The organism is Acinetobacter sp. AHP123 (assembly GCF_023757925.1).
In the GTDB taxonomy this organism is placed as follows: domain Bacteria; phylum Pseudomonadota; class Gammaproteobacteria; order Pseudomonadales; family Moraxellaceae; genus Acinetobacter; species Acinetobacter oleivorans.
The window spans coordinates 3,514,801-3,531,331 of the sequence record NZ_CP092454.1; the positions used below are offsets into that span (position 1 = coordinate 3,514,801).

Here is a 16,531-nt window from a genome sequence, read left to right on the forward strand (position 1 = left end):
TTTATGAAAAAGTCATCTGTTAAACTCAATCAAACCCAATGGTTTATTCTGCTATGGCTCGGTGGTTTTTTAGCCTTAGCTGTGATTGCTGGATTGTTTAAAGTGATATTGATTTATGCAGCCCCTTACTTAAAGTAATTCCAACTTTATAAACAAATGCCGTTTGTAGATTCTGCAAACGGCATTTATTATTGATTCAGTGCATCTTTTTTTATTTCGTGCAGCTCATACATGTATAAATCAGAACAACTTGCCCATAGCATTCGCCAACTCATTGAAAGCGGCACTTTAAGTGCGCATGAAAAATTACCGTCATTGAGAGATCAGGTACAACGCTCTGGCTTTAGTTTAATGACCGTAATGAATGCTTATCAGGAGCTTGAATCACAAGGTCTGATCTATTCAAAAGAAAAATCTGGGTACTTTGTTGCCGAGCAAATTGCACTAAAGCCACTCGAACAATATTCAGTTGTTTCACTGAACTCTAAAATTGAAATTAATTCCTTAGTTTTTAAATATCTTAAGTCAATTCAACATGAATCTGTCGTGCCTTTTGGCTCAGCTTTTCCAGACAGTCAGCTTTTAACAGCACCCAAACTCATTCAAATTATGGGACAGCTTGCGCGCCAAAGACAAAGTTATGACCAGACCACAAGCCTACCGCCAGGCAATTTAGCGTTAAGAAAACTGATTGCTCAGCGCTACTGTATGCAAGGTATACAAACTGACCCAGATGACATTGTCATTACATCTGGAGGCTTGGACGCATTAAACCTTTCCCTACAAGCTGTTGCTCAACCTGGCGATTATATTTTATTACAGCAAACCGTGTTTTATGGCGCTTGGCAAGCTGCCGAGCGTTTAGGGCTTAAAGTGATTACCATTCCTGAACATCCTCAACATGGTTTTGACTTAGAAGCTTTTGCACAGGTTATTCAAACATACCCAATTAAGGTGTGTTGGCTGATGCTGAATGCCCATAACCCGATTGGTTTTACCGTCAGTGATGACATTAAATATAAAATTGCCAAGTTGCTTCATGAACACCAAATTTATTTGATTGAAGATGATGTCTATGAAGAGCTTTTTTATGGCGGCCAAAAACCACTTTCAATGAAGTATTTTGACCAACAAAATCTGGTGCTTCACTGCTCATCTTTTTCTAAAACATTAGGTGCTGGTTTTCGGGTCGGTTGGGTCTATGCGGGCAAATTTTCAGATCATATTCAACACTTGCAACTCATGAGTACCATTTCAGTAAATGCACTCATTCAAAATGCATTGGTTGAATTTTTGTCACATCATCATTATGAAAAGCACTTGCGTACACTTAGACTTTCGCTTGAGCGTTATAAAAAGCAGTTTTATCACTATTTAAAGCAGCATTTACCGAGCTCTTGCGAAGTGTATTACTACCCAAGTGGCTATTTTCTATGGGTCAAACTTCCTAGTACGCTAGACAGTATGCAAGTTTATGAAGCGTTGATTCATCAAGACATTGGCGTTGCGCCAAGCCCTCTGTTTAGTGTTTTACCCACACAGCAACATTATTTGAGAATTAACTGTTCTTTTGAATGGAACACTAAAATTCAAAGCGCATTGGATCAGGTTATCAAAACCATTCAACAAAGAGTTGAAGCAAGTCTCTAAAGAAATGCTTCGACCTAAGCACAATTTTATAGACTTTATTTTGTGTTAACTTTATAGCTCAAATCTATAGTTTTAAGGGAAACAGGTTCAAGGAATTAATATGGAAATTGATGAAGAACTCACCCTTAAAAAAATACAGATTTTTTTAGCTTTTATGCGCTGTGGAAATTTATCTAAAACAGCCACAGAAATGCAACTGAGTAATGTCAGTGTTCATAAAGCCTTACATTCTTTAGAAAGCGCTTTACGTTGTCCTCTTTTTAAAAATGAAGGCCGTAACCTCATTCCTTTAAAAAGTGCTTATGTCTTTGAAGAACGGGCACAAAAAATCGTACAAGACATTTTTATCACCGTAAATAAAACCAGAGAAGCCGCTGGCTTTGCAGCTAAGGTTTTACATTTAGGGTCTCTTTATTCTTTGACGGTAAATACGATTCCAAATGTGATTAGCGGTCTTAAACTCAGACGTAGTGAGCTTGATATTCAACTGTTGCTGAGTTCAAATCAGGATTTGGTGAAAAAGCTTAAAGCAACTGAGCTTGATGCCATTATCGTGGCTTTAAATGAAACTACTCAAGATGATGACTTTGAAATTTTGCCGATGTTTTCAGATGACATTTTTTTGGCAGTCAATAAAGATTCAAAATATGCCGATTTTAAAGATATTGATTTAAGCCTTTTAAAAGAAGAAACTTTTTTAACTTTAACTAAGGGTTTTGCAACTCATAACGACAGCGACATTATTTTTAAAAAAGCAGGTTTTTCACCAAAAGTTGCTTTACAGGTCAATGATATTTTTACCTTAATTAGTATGGTCAGCTCAGGTGTCGGTTTTGCTCTACTACCCGGCCGTATTTCTGCAGTTTATGAAAGTTCAGTAAAACTTATTCCACTAAAACAGCAATATCATATGCAGCAAGAAATTGGCTTGGTCTTTCTAAAGAGTAAAGAGCGCGACCCTAACTTACTTGCTCTGATTGCTGAATGTCGAATGTTTGCCTCTAATTTCAAAAATAAAAAAGACCGTTGTTAATAGCAACGGCCTTTTTGACTGAATATTAAATACTGATTAACCGACTAAAGCTTTAACCGCGAAGAACAAAACAGTCGGTCCCATTAAGCAGCCAAGACCTGTATGGAACGTTGCTGTAAGTGCACCGTAAGGCACTAAACGACGGTCTGTAGCTGCTAAACCAGCTGATACACCGCTTACAGTTCCGGCTAAGCCACCAAAAATCATGGCAGAACGTGGATTGTCTAATCCCATAAATTTTGCGGTAAGTGGTGTTGAAACCATTACACAAATTGCTTTCACCAGCCCCGTTGCAATGGAAAGCGCCATGACTTCAGAACTCGCACCAATAGCAGCGCCTGTCACTGGCCCCACAATGTAGGTCACTGCACCTGCGCCAATTGTGGTAATACTTACCGCATCACGATAGCCAAAAATCCACGCAAACATACAACCAACAATAAATGGCAAAATGGTTCCGAGAAATAAAGAGAAGGCGCCAATAAATCCGGCTTTTTTCGCCTCAGTCGCTTGTACCTCAAATGCAGTTGCGACAATGGTAAAGTCACGAAGCATTGCACCGCCCATAAGCCCGACACCGGTAAAGAGTGCAAGATCGGTTATACCTTTTTCACCGCCTGTCATTTTTCCGCCAAACCATGCCAAAATTAAACCAATCACAATCGCAATTGCTGAAGCATGCACTCGTCCCTTGGTTAAATATTTAGATAGCTTAGTCGACAACCACATAATTAAAGCAATTAAGGCAAAAGCTGTAATTAAACCTAAATGGGTTAAGTCCTTTAACAATAATTCAACCATGAACTTTGCCTCCAATGCGGTTTAATGGGGTGTCTTCTTCCTTCGGTAAAGGGCTTGCCTTGTTATAACGGCTTAAGCCTGCAATGGTCAGTGTACAAACGATTACCGAAACTACCGCAGCGAAGAGTGCCATATGTCCACTAGATAATGCTGTAACCACATTTTGTTGTGCTGCCATAGCAACAACAACAGGAATATACATAGTGCCCCAGAATGAAACGCCTTTTTCGGTTTCAACTGTCATAACACCACGTTTTTCCATCCATAACCGTATGCAAATGAGTAAAATCATGGCGATACCCACGCCACCAACATTGGACTTTACACCCAATAAAACGCCCAACAAATCGCCAACAATAACACCCACCAAGGTGCAAAGTGCGAGTAAACCAACTCCATATATAATCATGACAATCCCTCATATCCTTGGATCATTTATGCTTTTGTAAAATCTGACTCAAAAAGAGAAGCAATTCGCCTGTTCTTTTTGCATTGCCATCTGAATAGTGTCTATGCGTGTCCCTTGAAATGACAACACGGTTCCTTCTTTAAATGTTCGGCGTGCAAGTGTAGTAAGCACCGTTCCCGGCAAAGCTTCGATCTGTAACCTCACACCTCGCTCCCATGCAGCTTGGATGGTACTTTCCCAATCTACAGTTCGACTCATATTAAAAGCCAAGTCATCACTAATCTGTTCTGGCCTGCTAAGCGTACGAGCCGTTGTACCACTTAAATAACGTATTTTAGGCTGCTTTAAAGTCACTCCCTCCATAGACGCTGCAAGTTGCTTTGCTTGCTGACTTAATAATTCACAGTGCGATGGCACCGATACATCTAATTTTTTTGCTACCACGCCTTGTTGCTTTGCCAAAACAGCAACTTGGTTCATGGCTTCGAAGCTTCCTGAAATAACGATCTGGTTATGTGCATTAATATTTGCGACAAACACCTCTGGCGCTATTTCATAAATTTGTTTGACCCATCTTTCAACAGCTGCACGGTCTGCACCAATCAGGGCAGTCATACCATAGCCTGTTGGATAGGCGTTTTGCATGAGTTCACCTCGATAGGCAACCAAGCGAACGGCATCCTCAAAGGCTAAAACTCCTGCTACAACCGCAGCCGACCATGCACCAATCGATAGACCCGCAACATAATCAGGCGTTAAGTTTTCCGCAGTTAATAGTGCAGAACTCACCACACCTGAAATAAGTAAACAAAGCTGTACTGCACGTGTCGATTGCAATGCAGCCGGACTATCTAGCATCAAGACATCTTCGTTGAGTGCATCCGATGCACGCTCAAGGTATTCTTTAACTAGAGCGGTTTGAGCTAAGTCGTGCAACATATTGCCTCGTTGCACACCTTGTCCCGGATATACCCAAATTGAAGCCATGATATCTATTCCCTAATTCCATGGGTTTTCTACTAAAACAGCACCGTCAGAACGTTTTAATAGAACTTTTCCACTGTTCCCAGCCCATTCTTTTAACGCCAACCCACCTTGTGAAAGTTGTAGCTGTATATCCACATTCAGCCCTGCTTGCTGAAAATTTTCGAGTAGCTCAACTGCCTCCTTTTTGGCAAAAGGTTGTTCAGCTCGAATCAATAAATCTATGTCACTTTGCTCGGTTACTGTTTTAATGCCCGTTGCCAGTTCAAACCCAAAACTTCCTGTATATCCCCAGCATCCTGAAAAGTTTTTCATAATGCTGGAAATGCTCTGTAAACGTTCTGCCAAGTGCTCAAACTGTTGCGTATCTACGCGAGTCAGTGCTTCTGGCTTAAGCTGTTTGCTGATTGCTGATCGTGGCATTTGAGCTGCATATCGTTGATGACGAAATTGCCCTCTTACCCCCACAGCCACCTGATCTACAGGAGTAATTGCCCGTCGAACTACAACTGGATCACCTCGTAGTAGTACCTCTTTTACCCAATGCGGAGCATCATCAGCCAAGCAATCGACCGTCATACCCCACAGTAAATCATGGGCTTCGAGCTTAAGTTTCATGACCATTGCTCGCGCAATAATTCACGGACCTTTTTAGACATTTGACGGTTTTTGCCGTGAAGCCTTTGTTCCAATCCTCTCAATTGATCAGCATTAATTTCTTTAAATGCTTGAGCGATCACCTGTTTCGCTAACACAAGATCATGGTTTGTCGGTTGTTCAGGGTTTTCAACAGATAACAGTTCAGATAACAAACCTAGAGTTGCATAACTTTCAATGTCATAAGCCATTGGAGGAATGCTTGATGCCAATTGCTCTAACTCATCAACCGATCGCAAGGTAACGCGTGCAGCAGATTCCTTACCCATCGCATGCACCATAACACCTGAATCTTTTAAGGCAATAATACGATTGGCTTGGTATCCATGCGCCAAGAAAGCTCCCGACATCGACTTACCTACCAATAAACTCACAATAGGATGGCCTGCCAATCTGGCTCTAGCATAGCTATCTACTGCACCTGCTAAAGCTTGATGAATACCTAATAATTCTTCACGGCGCCCATAGGCCTGACTCGGGACATCAACCAAACATAAAATGCCGCGTTTATTTTCAGTCTGAGCATCGGCTTGAATCACGTCATCAACTGCTTTTGCTAAATTCCAGCCTTCCAGCAGTCCAACTTCACCTTGTCTCGCGCGTGGGAACAGATTATTGCTGTCTTGGACAACTGTAATCACACGTACTGCTTGCTGATCGATCAGACCATCAGCCACCCAAACAGAAGCTGGAAAACCTTCAACTGTCTTAAAGTCCTGTGTAAATGCTTTAAACCAATGTGCACCACGAGTAGATGCTTTTAATGTATCAACGGCGATATTCATGCTTGCTCTCCTTGATACAAAGCTTGAACCTGTGCTGGGGTAATCTGCTCAGCAGTATCGACTTGTTGTAACTTCGCTAAATAGAATGAGTAGTTTGAACTACGATGCTGCTGAGGCACACCTTGAGTTAAATAATCGATGACTTGCTCACGAATTTTCTGGCGATCATCGTCAACATAAGCATCTGCCAAACCACTAGCGAAACGCTGATTACCACCCGTAATACTCCATATAAATGGACGATCTTTGGCGTTATATTCTTGTACACCAGCTTCCTGTTCAATTACTTGCGGGCCATTTAAGCCTAAACGTCCTTCTTGTGTCATTACAATATAGCTACATAGACCAGCCGCAATTGACATGCCACCAAAGCACCCTACACTGCCTGCGACCACAGCAATCACGGGTTGATACTGCCGTAAGTTCACAATTGCAGCCTGAATTTCAGCAATGGCTGCCAAACCCAGATTTGCTTCTTGTAAGCGAACACCGCCCGTTTCTAGTAGTAAAATTGCCGCTGTTGGAATCCCTTTCATATTGTCTTCAACTGCAAGTTCTAAGGTACCTGCAATTTTGGCACCACCCACCTCGCCTAAACTTCCACCTTGAAATAAACCTTCAATTGAAATTAAAACCACTGGGCATTTTTGAATAGATCCTTTTGCAATCACCACACCATCATCGGCTTGCGGGACAATATTTTGCTGAGCCAACCAAGGCGACATAACACGTGCAAATGGGTCGAGCAACTCTCGAAAAGTCCCTTCATCTAATAGCGCTTTGGCACGCTCTCTTGCGCTGAGTTCAATAAAATCTTTTTTATTTAACAAACTCTGAATATCAGTCATGAGTTATCTCCTCCAATGCTTGTTCCAGACGTAAGCGAACGACACCGGGAGTTGCACCAAAGTCATGAATATCAATATTGACCGCTGGCGGTATTTGCGCAGTAAAAATCCGTTCAAAAAGATTGTGCCAACGTGCTGCACTGCCATCTACCGAAGTCACTACCTGAATAGAGGTTTTTCCTTTTTCACCGGGTTCGATCAAAATTTCTAAATCACCCGAGCCGACACATCCTACCAACGCTTTTTTTACAGGTGGCTCTGTGGCCACAAATTCAAAATGAAGTGTTTCCATAATCAAAATCCCTTTTTATTTTTCACAGATGACTGCTCAACACGATCTATAAACAATGTTGCTGCCAACAAATCTGCTGCACCACCAGCAGAAGCCTTCATCCGAAGCAGGTCAATCTCTAAAAGATGCAAAGCACGTCGACCTTCCAAGCTTGAGCTGCCGCCCAAATCAAGTACTTGCTGAGCACCTTGTTGCATATGCTTTAAGCCCGATGTTCCCGAGCGATAAAGCACACAGGTATCGGTCAAATCAGTCATCATGGCAAGTAAGGCATCTAAACGAGCGAACTCTTCTTTCATTGGTTTACTACGACTTTGGTAAAGCTGTTTTAAGCCAAAATTCACAATAGTTGGAAAACCTTGTTGAGCCTGTTCTTTAGCACCTAAGATGCCTAATTTCTTTTGTACTTGCTGACCATGACTCAAGGCCTGCTCTGGAATAAAACGATCTTCAAGCTGAGCAATCTGGCCTGCTAACTGGCATAGCTCAACAGCCGATAAATACTGTTGATTCGTGCGTGCCAATGCTGCTGCCGTTACCATTAACCCTAATGCCCAAATTGCACCGCGATGTGTGTTGACACCATTTGTCGCTAACATCATGGTGTTTTCACCTTGGCGACCAATTTCACCAATGTCTTCACGCAAAGCTAAACAGACTTTTCCATGATGCTTTGCAGCTTCAACCATCGCTTCAAACATGGGTCCTAAACTTTTCGCAGAGCGCTCCATTAACTCCAAAGTCAGGTCATCATGTGCACCACTGCCACGGCGATCGACCAAAGCTGGTTTAGGCGTCAGATTAACCTCATCAATCAAAGCCTCGACCGCTAAACTTGCCAAAAGCTGATTATCGCTAAATGTTTGATATTGAACTTGTGCCATCATTACCAACTCCTGAATTTTGCAGGTGGTTGATATAAACCATCGGACCATGTCACCAAGTCGGCAATATTTTTCGCGGCTAAAAGCTCACGTGTTGCATCGGTGCGGCGAATACCTAAATCTTCAGGGAATACCACCAAGCCTTCGCTTCTTAAACGTGCTGTTGTTTTAGGGTCCTGAGTTAAACCAATACTGGTCACACCTGCCACAGCAGCAATCATGGCTTGACGCTCTTCTTGGCTGCTTGCTTTATATAGATAAGCAATACCTTCTTCAGTCAGTAGATGAGTGACATCATCGCCATAAATCATGATCGGTGCTAAAGGTAGGCCTGCTGTTTTAGCCACATCAATTGCATCGAGACGATCCACAAAAGTTGGCTTGCCACCCTCTTGGAAGGTTTCCACCATTTGCACAACGAGCTTTTTACCACGTGCCAAATAGGTTTCAGTTTCACTGGCACCTTGTAAACGCATATCTAGCCATGCTGGCGTATCGTGACGACGTCCGCGTGGATCATGCCCCATATTTGGTGCACCACCGAAACCAGCTAAACGACCTTTGGTGACAGTCGAAGAATGGCCCATGCCATCAACTTGCAAAGTTGCGCCAATAAATAGATCAACGGCGTACTGACCTGCAAGCTGACACATCATACGGTTGGAACGTAAAGCACCATCACGACCTGTAAAGAACACGTCGGGACGAGCTGCAACATATTTTTCCATACCGAGTTCGGTACCGAAGCAATGCACGCTTTCAACCCAACCTGTTTCAATCGCTGGAATTAAGGTTGGATGCGGATTCAGTGTCCAGTTTCGGCAAATTTTTCCTTTTAAACCTAGAGACTCGCCATAGGTCGGTAAAATCAGTTCAATTGCAGCAGTGTTAAAACCAATGCCATGATTTAACGATTGCACATTATGCTTTTCATAAATTCCGCGAATTGCCATCATCGCCATGAGTACATGCACAGGTTTGATGTGTTTCGGGTCGCGAGTAAATAACGGTTCGATATAAAATGGCTGGTCTGCGACCACCACATAATCGACCCAAGAAGCAGGAATATCGACACGTGGTAACTCTGTTACGTCATCGACCAGTTCATTGACCTGAACAATCACAATACCATCACTAAAAGCGGCAGGTTCAATAAGTGCTGGAGAATCTTCGGTACTTGGGCCTGTATAGATATTGCCTTGACGGTCTGCCATAAAGCCCGCAGAAAGCACCACATTTGGAATGAGGTCGACCACCAAACGTGAATACAACTCGATATAGGTATGAATCGCACCAATCTCTAGCAGCCCATCTTCAATTAACTGACTAATACGCAAACTTTGTGGGCCAGCAAAAGAAAAATCGAGCTTACGCGCAATGCCTCTTTCAAATAGATCAAGATGTTCTGAACGCCCAACGCTTGGCATAATCATATGTAAATCATGCAAAACATCTGGATTAGTTTGTGCCAAAGAACGTGAAAGGAAATCTGCCTGCTTTTGGTTATTCCCTTCGAGTACAACTCTGTCACCTGGTGTAATTAAAGTTTCTAAAACTTTAATAATGTCTTGAGTTGGAATCACCACACCATCTGTATATTGGTTTGCCATCTCTAGTTTTAGTTGTTTGGCATGACGCCGCTTTGTCCATAACCGTTCTTTATTCTGAACTGATCCTTCCATGTGCTTACCTATATAGATCGCAGTTTTGTTCTGTATCTATAAAAACGCTTTATGGAGTTTCGATCAATCAACCTAGATGAGCTGTTATTAACTTCAGGTTAATGATTTATTTTTAGGGTGGCTGAAAAAGAATTTGAGAGAATAGACATATTAAATGTCTTAAATAAATAGACTTATTTAGAAAAATTGGGGCTTCAATTGTTTTGTATCAAACTATCAGATGATAGAATATTAAGTCTGATTATTCAGCTGCAATTACTTGATAAAAAATAGTTTATGCCAAAGAAATATTGTTATATCTACCGCCAAGAACGCCTCAACATTTTCAAGCTGAGCTGTTGATACTTTCTTCCTATGTAAAAACTCAGCACCCAGAATCATCGATTAACACATATGATTAAAGGCTCTCATGCTTCAAAATACGATGCATCGCCAAGTTCTTATTTTGGCGAGTTCTCAGTCACTTTACCAAACCGTATCGATCATGGTCATGACGATTGGTGGTTTGGCTGGGGCAAATATTTCTAATACACCGATACTTGCAACTTTACCCATCGCATCTATGTTTTTGGGTACAGCCTTAATGATGTTCCCTGCATCAATGTTGATGGCACATGTGGGACGGCGTAAGGGTTTTCTTTTCGGCGCTTTTTTAGGTGTAATTGGCGGTATTATTGCCGCCATTGGTATCTTTTATAGTTCACTTACTCTCTTAGCCTTAGGCACGTTATGTGTCGGAGCCTACCAATCCTTTGCCCAGTTTTATCGTTTTGCTGCCAGTGAAGTAGCAGATGATGCATTCCGTTCACGTGCCATTTCTTGGGTTATGGCAGGTGGAGTTGTTGCCGCACTGATTGGTCCGACTTTGGCGCGCTTTGGTGGCCCATTATTTCAACATTTAGAATATATCGGTTCATTTTTAATTATTAGTATCATTTCACTTGTGGCAATGGGCATTTTATCTAGCCTACATATTGCCAATACAATTGAGCAAAAATCTGATTTTACTGCTGGTCGCCCATGGCAAAAGATTGTTTTTCAGCCTACCTATTTAGTTGCTTTGTTTGGTGCCGTAACAGGCTACGGCATCATGATTTTAGGTATGACCGCAACACCCATAGCCATGCGACATTCACATCATGAACTAGGCACGATTACAACTGTCATTCAGCTTCATGTGCTTGGTATGTTCCTACCTTCATTCTTTACTGGACATTTAATCGCCCGATTTGGTGTGCTTAAAATCATGTTTGCCGGTCTTATATTATTTGCTTGCTATATTGGTTTTTCCCTCTCGGGTATTCAGTTCGCATCTTTTGCAATCTCACTCATTTTATTAGGTGTGGGTTGGAACTTTTTATTTATTGGCAGCACTTCTTTACTTACCGGAACGTATACAGCGGCTGAAAAAGCCAAGGCTCAAGCCATTAACGACATGACTGTTTTTGTTGTCGGCTTAATTTGTTCTTTTAGCGCAGGTGCTTTACTCGATTTATTTGGCTGGGAAGCAATGAATATTGCTTTAGTACCGTGGCTAGTAATTGCAGCATGCTCATTACTATGGTTAAGCAAAAGACGGCCAGAAGCTTTAATTTAACTTTGTGTATCTGCTCTTATTTCGAGGAAATAATATTTTAAAAATTTGGCGTACTTTGATTAAACATTGTCGCCATTCGATTTGGATGAATATCATTCAAATTTCTATGATGTCTCTATCGAAAAGCAAGTTCCTTAAAACTTTAGTTGAGAGACAGAATATGAACACAGTTAAAGAAAAAATCGTTCTCATCACAGGCGCATCATCTGGTATGGGAAAAGCATTTACCAAAGCATTACTCAAAGAAGGTGCAACTGTTTATGCCGTTGCCCGTCGCGTTGATGCTATGCAAGAACTAAAAACACTTGGTGCTCATACATTAAAAATGGATATTACCAATCAGGATGATATCGACCAAGTTGTGAAAACTATTGAAAAAGAAACCCATGGTGTTGATATTTTAGTTAACTGCGCAGGCTTCGGCATGTATGGCGCCATGGAAGATACTTCCCTTGCCGATGCACGCTATCAATTTGAAGTGAATCTATTTGGTATGGCCTATTTAACCCAAAAGGTTCTGCCTAGTATGCGTAAAAAAATGCAGGGTCGAATTATCAATATTTCATCAATGGGTGGGAAAATTTATACCCCACTTGGTAGTTGGTATCATGCGAGTAAACATGCAGTTGAAGGTTGGTCTGACTGTCTACGTTTAGAGTTAAAATCATTTAATATTGATGTTGTGGTCATTGAACCCGGTGCTATCGCAACTGAATTTGCAGATGTAATGGTCAAGCCTATGCTTGAACGTTCAGGGCAAAGTGCCTACAGCCACATGGCGACGGCAGTAGCTAATACAACAAATACCTCTGTCGAAAAAGGTGAACTTTCAGACGTGCAAGTTGTCGTTGATATGCTGATGAAAGCTGTTCATGCATCCTCACCTAAAACACGTTATGTGGGTGGCAAATATGCCAAACTGATGATATTTGTACGTAAATGGTTTGGCGACCGTGTGTTTGATCGTATGGTGATGTCAGTTATTAAATAAATTAAGTGACCAACACAAGCTTAATGTTGAGATGCTCAAATGAAATATGCTTCAAATTTTGCCCTAAATACCAACTGGAAGTTATTACTGAATGACCTAGGCATAAATGTTGAAGATGCATTACGTTTGGCATCTCTACCGCTTGATTTATTTAACCGTAAAGATGCAAGCCTTACGCCCGTTCAATATTTCAATTTTTGGCACGCAATTGAACAACTTGCTGGAATAAATGACTTACCTTTAAAAATTGGTCAAATGATTACAGTTGAACTGTTTGACCCAGCGATTTTTGCTTGTATTTGTAGTCCCAACTTTAATATTGCGATACAGCGTCTATCTGAATTTAAAAGACTCGTTGGGCCAATGCAGTTACAAGTAGCCATTGATAACGACACCACAACGCTAGAGCTCAAATTTTATAATGTATCTACGCCAACGCCGCAAAGCCTTGCTATGTCAGAACTGGTCTTTTTTGCTCAATTAGCAAGAATATGTACAAGGCATCAGGTTATACCTTTGAAAGTTACACTGCCCGATTTACCTAATAATCTGGCAGAGTACAAAACATTTTTTGGCATACTTCCACAAAAAAGTGAACACATTTCAATTGTCTTTTCACGCCAAGATGTTGAACGTCCTTTTTTAACAGCCAACCCGACCATGTGGTCTTTTTTCGAGCCAAACTTGCAACGTAGTCTTATACAGCTTGATGAAGATGCAACTGTTAGCGAAAAAGTTAAAGCAATTCTTTTAGAAAACCTACCTGCTGGACTGTGTACGATAGAAGATGTTGCTCAACGACTCGCGATGAGCAAACGTACGCTACAACGGCTACTTTTAGAAGAGCAAACTAATTTTAAAACGCTTTTGGATGCCACACGTCAATCTCTTGCCCAACATTATTTAGAAAAATCATCAATGAGCACGGGTGAAATTTCATTTCTATTGGGCTTTCAAGAGCACAATTCTTTTAGCAGAGCATTTAAAAACTGGACGGGTAATACTCCGCAAGAATATAGACTTCTGCATTAATTCCTAACGCGGCTTGTTCAACATCCATTCCAAGTTTTGGCGAACCGCAGGCCACTCATGTTTTAAAATGCTATAAACGTGAGTGTCCCGCAAAATATCATCTTTCACAATTTGATGGCTTCTGAGTACCCCATCGAGCTTTGCGCCTAAACGTACAATTGCGGCTTGGCTTTGCACATTTAAAGAAGATGTCCTTAACTCAACCGCAATGCAGTTTAAATTCTCAAATGCGTGGGCCAGCAATAGCTTTTTACACTCAGTATTTACAGGTGAGCGCTGTGCAGACTTGCGGTACCACGTCGAACCAATTTCTACACGGCGATGTGCTTCTTCAATATGCATTAAAGTTGTCATACCCAACGCCCGACCTGTTTTTCGGTCTTCAATATAAAATGGCAACATAGAACCAGAATTTTGCAAACCGAGACGTCTTTCAATTTCAGCAGTCATTTGTTCAGGTCTTGGCACACGGGTATACCAAAGATTATAGAGTTCCCCATCACAAACAGCCTCCGCCAGTGATTCAGCTTGAGTTAAGTCTAAGGGCTTTAAAATAACGTGCTCACCTACCAACTCAACAGGTGTAGTAAAAGACATCTTTGTCTCCTCAATTGATATTAAAGTTTTATATTTTCAAAATTATTTATTTAACTCAGCCATACTATACATAGCGTCTGCTATGGTTTGATGACCAGATTTTGATAAGCCATCTGCCGCGCCCAAAATGTCTCGACGTTCTTTGTTTTGCCCAAGCTTTGATTTACCTCGTAACTTGGTAATTTCAACCTCAATACCTACAATGGCTTTTAACATCGGTTCAAGATAGTCCTTTGGTGCATCGGACATTTTCCATGGTTCAGGTTGAGATGCTTCATGGGTGCGGGTTAAACGAGCCACGACACCGCGAACGTAACGTTCATCATCGTGAACTGTTACTTTGCCATGAGCATGCACAACCCTATAGTTCCACGTCGGCACTTGTCTGTGCTGTTCATGTTTGGATGGGTACCAGTTTGGTGAAATATAAGCATCGCCTGCTTGAAACACGACCAACACCTCATCTCCATTTTTAATATCCTGCCAGACTGGATTAACTCTAGACACATGCGCACGTAGTACACCCAATTCCCCTTCACCTGCCTGTAATTCAAATGGAAGATGGTTTGCATCTAAACCATTACTTCCATGAGTAAAAAGCACACCAAACGGATGTTCGGTAATAAGAGAATGCAATATATCCAAACGGTTTTCTGCATAATCATCAGGGATATACATGGCTAAAACCTCACTGTAAAGATCAGGGTTATTTATATTTTGTGTTGTAAATTTTCTGGTTTCTGTGGTTTATTAAAAAGAACCACTTTGTATTTTTTTAAGTAGACCAGAATTATGGCAAGAATGGCAAAAGTTGTTGAACTTCCGTCGATTGCAAAGATTAATAAAAGCCAAGGAAAAATAAGTGCTCAACTGACCCAAGCTTTGCGTGAAGCTGTACAAAGTGGTGATTTACAGCCCGGCGATCCGTTGCCTTCTTCACGCGAATTGGCTCAAACACTTGGAGTCGCTCGCGGAACGATTATCGAAGCTTACGATCAGCTTTTAGCTGAAGGTGTGTTTGACTCTCAAGCACGAACGGGCACCTATGTGTCTCATGCTTTAACTAAAAAAACTACACCGCAACATTCTCAAAAAGAAACCCCACCTAGCTCAATACCGTTGACGAAGTCGGCACTCTCCTATGCTCAAGTGCTTAAAGAGTTTAAACCACTCCCTCACGCCCCTTTTACAGTGTCTGTCCCGATTGCGCGCACCCAACCGAGTGATATTTGGCGCAAGTTCGGAAATAAATTTAGATCTCGAGGTGCAGGTGCTCCCTCGGGTTATGGTGAACCTCAAGGTGTGCTATCACTAAGAATTGCTATAGCAGACTATGTACGTCGATCCCGCTCTGTCCACTGCGAACCTGAACAAATTGTGATTACACCCGGTATTCAACAGTCACTTTATATTTGTAGCCAGATTTTATTTGAAGCAAAAGATGAAGTTTGGATTGAAGATCCAGCTTATCGGGGTACCACAGCCATTTTTGAACATGCTGTACAAAACATTCGGATGGTGCGTGTTCCTGTCGATGAAGAAGGTATTCAAGTTGAAACCGGAATTAAGCTTTCTAAACATGCACGTGCTGCTTTTGTGACACCCTCTCATCAATATCCGCTTGGCATGCCGATGAGTCTAGCAAGACGTACGGCTTTATTGGCTTGGGCAAAACAGCAAAATGCATGGATCATTGAAGATGACTATGACAGTGAACTCCGTTATAACGGTCAACCCTTCCCATCGTTACAAGGTATGGCGCCCGACCAAGTGATTTATCTTGGGACTTTCAGTAAAGTCCTATTTCCATCACTTAGACTTGGCTATGCAGTATTGCCTAAAGAATTGGTGGCACCTTTTTGTGGGCTAAGAGTATTAATTGATCGACACCCACCTGCTGCCGACCAGCACGTTTTGGCTGCTTTTATTCAAGAAGGCTATTTAGAGCGGCATATTCGACGGACTCGGAATGTCTATGCAGAAGTTCGAGAATACATTATTGGCTTGATTGAAAAATACATACCTCAAGAACTGGCTTGGTTACAGCCGGGTGATCAAGGCATGCATATGGTGTTATGGCTTGCTCATCATATTAATGACATTGACGTTGCAAGCTCAGCAGTCGATGCAGGCATTGCGATTAAAGCAATTTCACCGACATTTTCAAAAGAACAACAACGTCCGGGGTTAATTGTTGGCTTAGGCGATTTTGAACCTGAACTGATGAGACAAGCCATCAAAAAACTATCAAAGATTATTCAACAACATGACAAATCAAGTTAGATATAG

The 16,531-nt window shown here is 41.6% G+C and carries 18 protein-coding genes; 7 read left to right on the top strand and 11 right to left on the bottom strand.

All coding sequences use genetic code 11. From position 1 onward, the window contains the following. Positions 1 to 3: 3 nt before the first annotated feature. The 3 genes from MJX77_RS16710 to MJX77_RS16720 all read left to right on the top strand — a co-directional run bounded on the left by MJX77_RS16710 (position 4) and on the right by MJX77_RS16720 (position 2,683). Positions 4 to 138, top strand: a complete 135-nt coding sequence (locus tag MJX77_RS16710; RefSeq protein WP_000749813.1) for a hypothetical protein — start codon at positions 4 to 6, stop codon at positions 136 to 138. A 93-nt stretch (positions 139 to 231) separates the two neighbouring features. Continuing rightward, positions 232 to 1,650 carry an aminotransferase-like domain-containing protein gene (locus MJX77_RS16715; RefSeq protein WP_252059738.1) on the top strand — a complete coding sequence of 473 codons (1,419 nt, stop codon included), beginning with the start codon at positions 232 to 234 and terminating at the stop codon, positions 1,648 to 1,650. 100 nt (positions 1,651 to 1,750) lie between these two features. After that, a complete protein-coding gene (locus MJX77_RS16720; RefSeq protein ID WP_005132240.1) occupies positions 1,751 to 2,683 on the top strand; it encodes a LysR family transcriptional regulator in 933 nt (310 codons plus the stop codon). 36 nt (positions 2,684 to 2,719) lie between these two features. On the opposite strand, the gene madM is transcribed toward MJX77_RS16720, so the two are convergent. The 9 genes from madM to mdcA are packed head-to-tail and all read right to left on the bottom strand — an operon-like array spanning position 2,720 to position 10,025. Continuing rightward, a complete protein-coding gene (gene madM, locus MJX77_RS16725) occupies positions 2,720 to 3,484 on the bottom strand; it encodes a malonate transporter subunit MadM (protein ID WP_005132241.1) in 765 nt (254 codons plus the stop codon). Further along, the gene (gene madL / locus MJX77_RS16730) at positions 3,477 to 3,893 is read right to left on the bottom strand and encodes a malonate transporter subunit MadL (protein WP_252059740.1); all 417 of its coding nucleotides are present in this window, start codon (positions 3,891 to 3,893) and stop codon (positions 3,477 to 3,479) included. The genes madM and madL overlap by 8 nt, the downstream gene beginning before the upstream one ends. Before the next feature lie 48 nt (positions 3,894 to 3,941). Continuing rightward, positions 3,942 to 4,880 carry a malonate decarboxylase subunit epsilon gene (gene mdcH, locus MJX77_RS16735; RefSeq protein ID WP_252059742.1) on the bottom strand — a complete coding sequence of 313 codons (939 nt, stop codon included), beginning with the start codon at positions 4,878 to 4,880 and terminating at the stop codon, positions 3,942 to 3,944. A gap of 12 nt (positions 4,881 to 4,892) precedes the next feature. Beyond that, positions 4,893 to 5,501: a malonate decarboxylase holo-ACP synthase gene (locus MJX77_RS16740; RefSeq protein WP_252059744.1), complete on the bottom strand. Its 609-nt coding sequence runs from the start codon at positions 5,499 to 5,501 to the stop codon at positions 4,893 to 4,895. After that, positions 5,492 to 6,319, bottom strand: a complete 828-nt coding sequence (mdcE, locus tag MJX77_RS16745) for a biotin-independent malonate decarboxylase subunit gamma (protein WP_252059745.1) — start codon at positions 6,317 to 6,319, stop codon at positions 5,492 to 5,494. Before mdcE ends, MJX77_RS16740 begins: the two co-directional genes overlap by 10 nt. Continuing rightward, positions 6,316 to 7,167, bottom strand: coding sequence for a biotin-independent malonate decarboxylase subunit beta (locus MJX77_RS16750; protein WP_252059746.1), 852 nt, complete (start codon positions 7,165 to 7,167; stop codon positions 6,316 to 6,318). The genes mdcE and MJX77_RS16750 overlap by 4 nt, the downstream gene beginning before the upstream one ends. Beyond that, on the bottom strand, positions 7,160 to 7,459 hold the full coding sequence (locus MJX77_RS16755) for a malonate decarboxylase subunit delta (protein ID WP_252059748.1): 300 nt from the start codon (positions 7,457 to 7,459) through the stop codon (positions 7,160 to 7,162). The genes MJX77_RS16750 and MJX77_RS16755 overlap by 8 nt, the downstream gene beginning before the upstream one ends. Before the next feature lie 2 nt (positions 7,460 to 7,461). Continuing rightward, on the bottom strand, positions 7,462 to 8,346 hold the full coding sequence (locus MJX77_RS16760; RefSeq protein WP_252059750.1) for a triphosphoribosyl-dephospho-CoA synthase: 885 nt from the start codon (positions 8,344 to 8,346) through the stop codon (positions 7,462 to 7,464). After that, on the bottom strand, positions 8,346 to 10,025 hold the full coding sequence (gene mdcA, locus MJX77_RS16765; protein WP_252059751.1) for a malonate decarboxylase subunit alpha: 1,680 nt from the start codon (positions 10,023 to 10,025) through the stop codon (positions 8,346 to 8,348). The genes MJX77_RS16760 and mdcA overlap by 1 nt, the downstream gene beginning before the upstream one ends. Positions 10,026 to 10,434: 409 nt before the next feature. On the opposite strand from mdcA, the gene MJX77_RS16770 reads away from it, so the two are divergent. The 3 genes from MJX77_RS16770 to MJX77_RS16780 all read left to right on the top strand — a co-directional run bounded on the left by MJX77_RS16770 (position 10,435) and on the right by MJX77_RS16780 (position 13,645). Beyond that, positions 10,435 to 11,622, top strand: coding sequence for an MFS transporter (locus MJX77_RS16770; RefSeq protein ID WP_252059753.1), 1,188 nt, complete (start codon positions 10,435 to 10,437; stop codon positions 11,620 to 11,622). A gap of 160 nt (positions 11,623 to 11,782) precedes the next feature. Further along, positions 11,783 to 12,613, top strand: coding sequence for an oxidoreductase (locus MJX77_RS16775; protein WP_252059755.1), 831 nt, complete (start codon positions 11,783 to 11,785; stop codon positions 12,611 to 12,613). A gap of 39 nt (positions 12,614 to 12,652) precedes the next feature. Beyond that, entirely contained in the window at positions 12,653 to 13,645 is a 993-nt protein-coding gene (locus MJX77_RS16780) for an AraC family transcriptional regulator (protein ID WP_252059757.1), read from the top strand. A gap of 3 nt (positions 13,646 to 13,648) precedes the next feature. On the opposite strand, the gene MJX77_RS16785 is transcribed toward MJX77_RS16780, so the two are convergent. Both MJX77_RS16785 and MJX77_RS16790 read right to left on the bottom strand, forming a co-directional pair. Continuing rightward, the gene (locus tag MJX77_RS16785) at positions 13,649 to 14,242 is read right to left on the bottom strand and encodes a GNAT family N-acetyltransferase (protein WP_252059759.1); all 594 of its coding nucleotides are present in this window, start codon (positions 14,240 to 14,242) and stop codon (positions 13,649 to 13,651) included. A gap of 42 nt (positions 14,243 to 14,284) precedes the next feature. Beyond that, positions 14,285 to 14,920, bottom strand: a complete 636-nt coding sequence (locus MJX77_RS16790; RefSeq protein WP_252059760.1) for an FMN-binding negative transcriptional regulator — start codon at positions 14,918 to 14,920, stop codon at positions 14,285 to 14,287. Between the two features lie 114 nt (positions 14,921 to 15,034). Between MJX77_RS16790 and pdxR the strand changes: the two genes are divergently transcribed. After that, the gene (pdxR, locus tag MJX77_RS16795) at positions 15,035 to 16,525 is read left to right on the top strand and encodes a MocR-like pyridoxine biosynthesis transcription factor PdxR (RefSeq protein WP_252059762.1); all 1,491 of its coding nucleotides are present in this window, start codon (positions 15,035 to 15,037) and stop codon (positions 16,523 to 16,525) included. Positions 16,526 to 16,531: the final 6 nt, after the last annotated feature.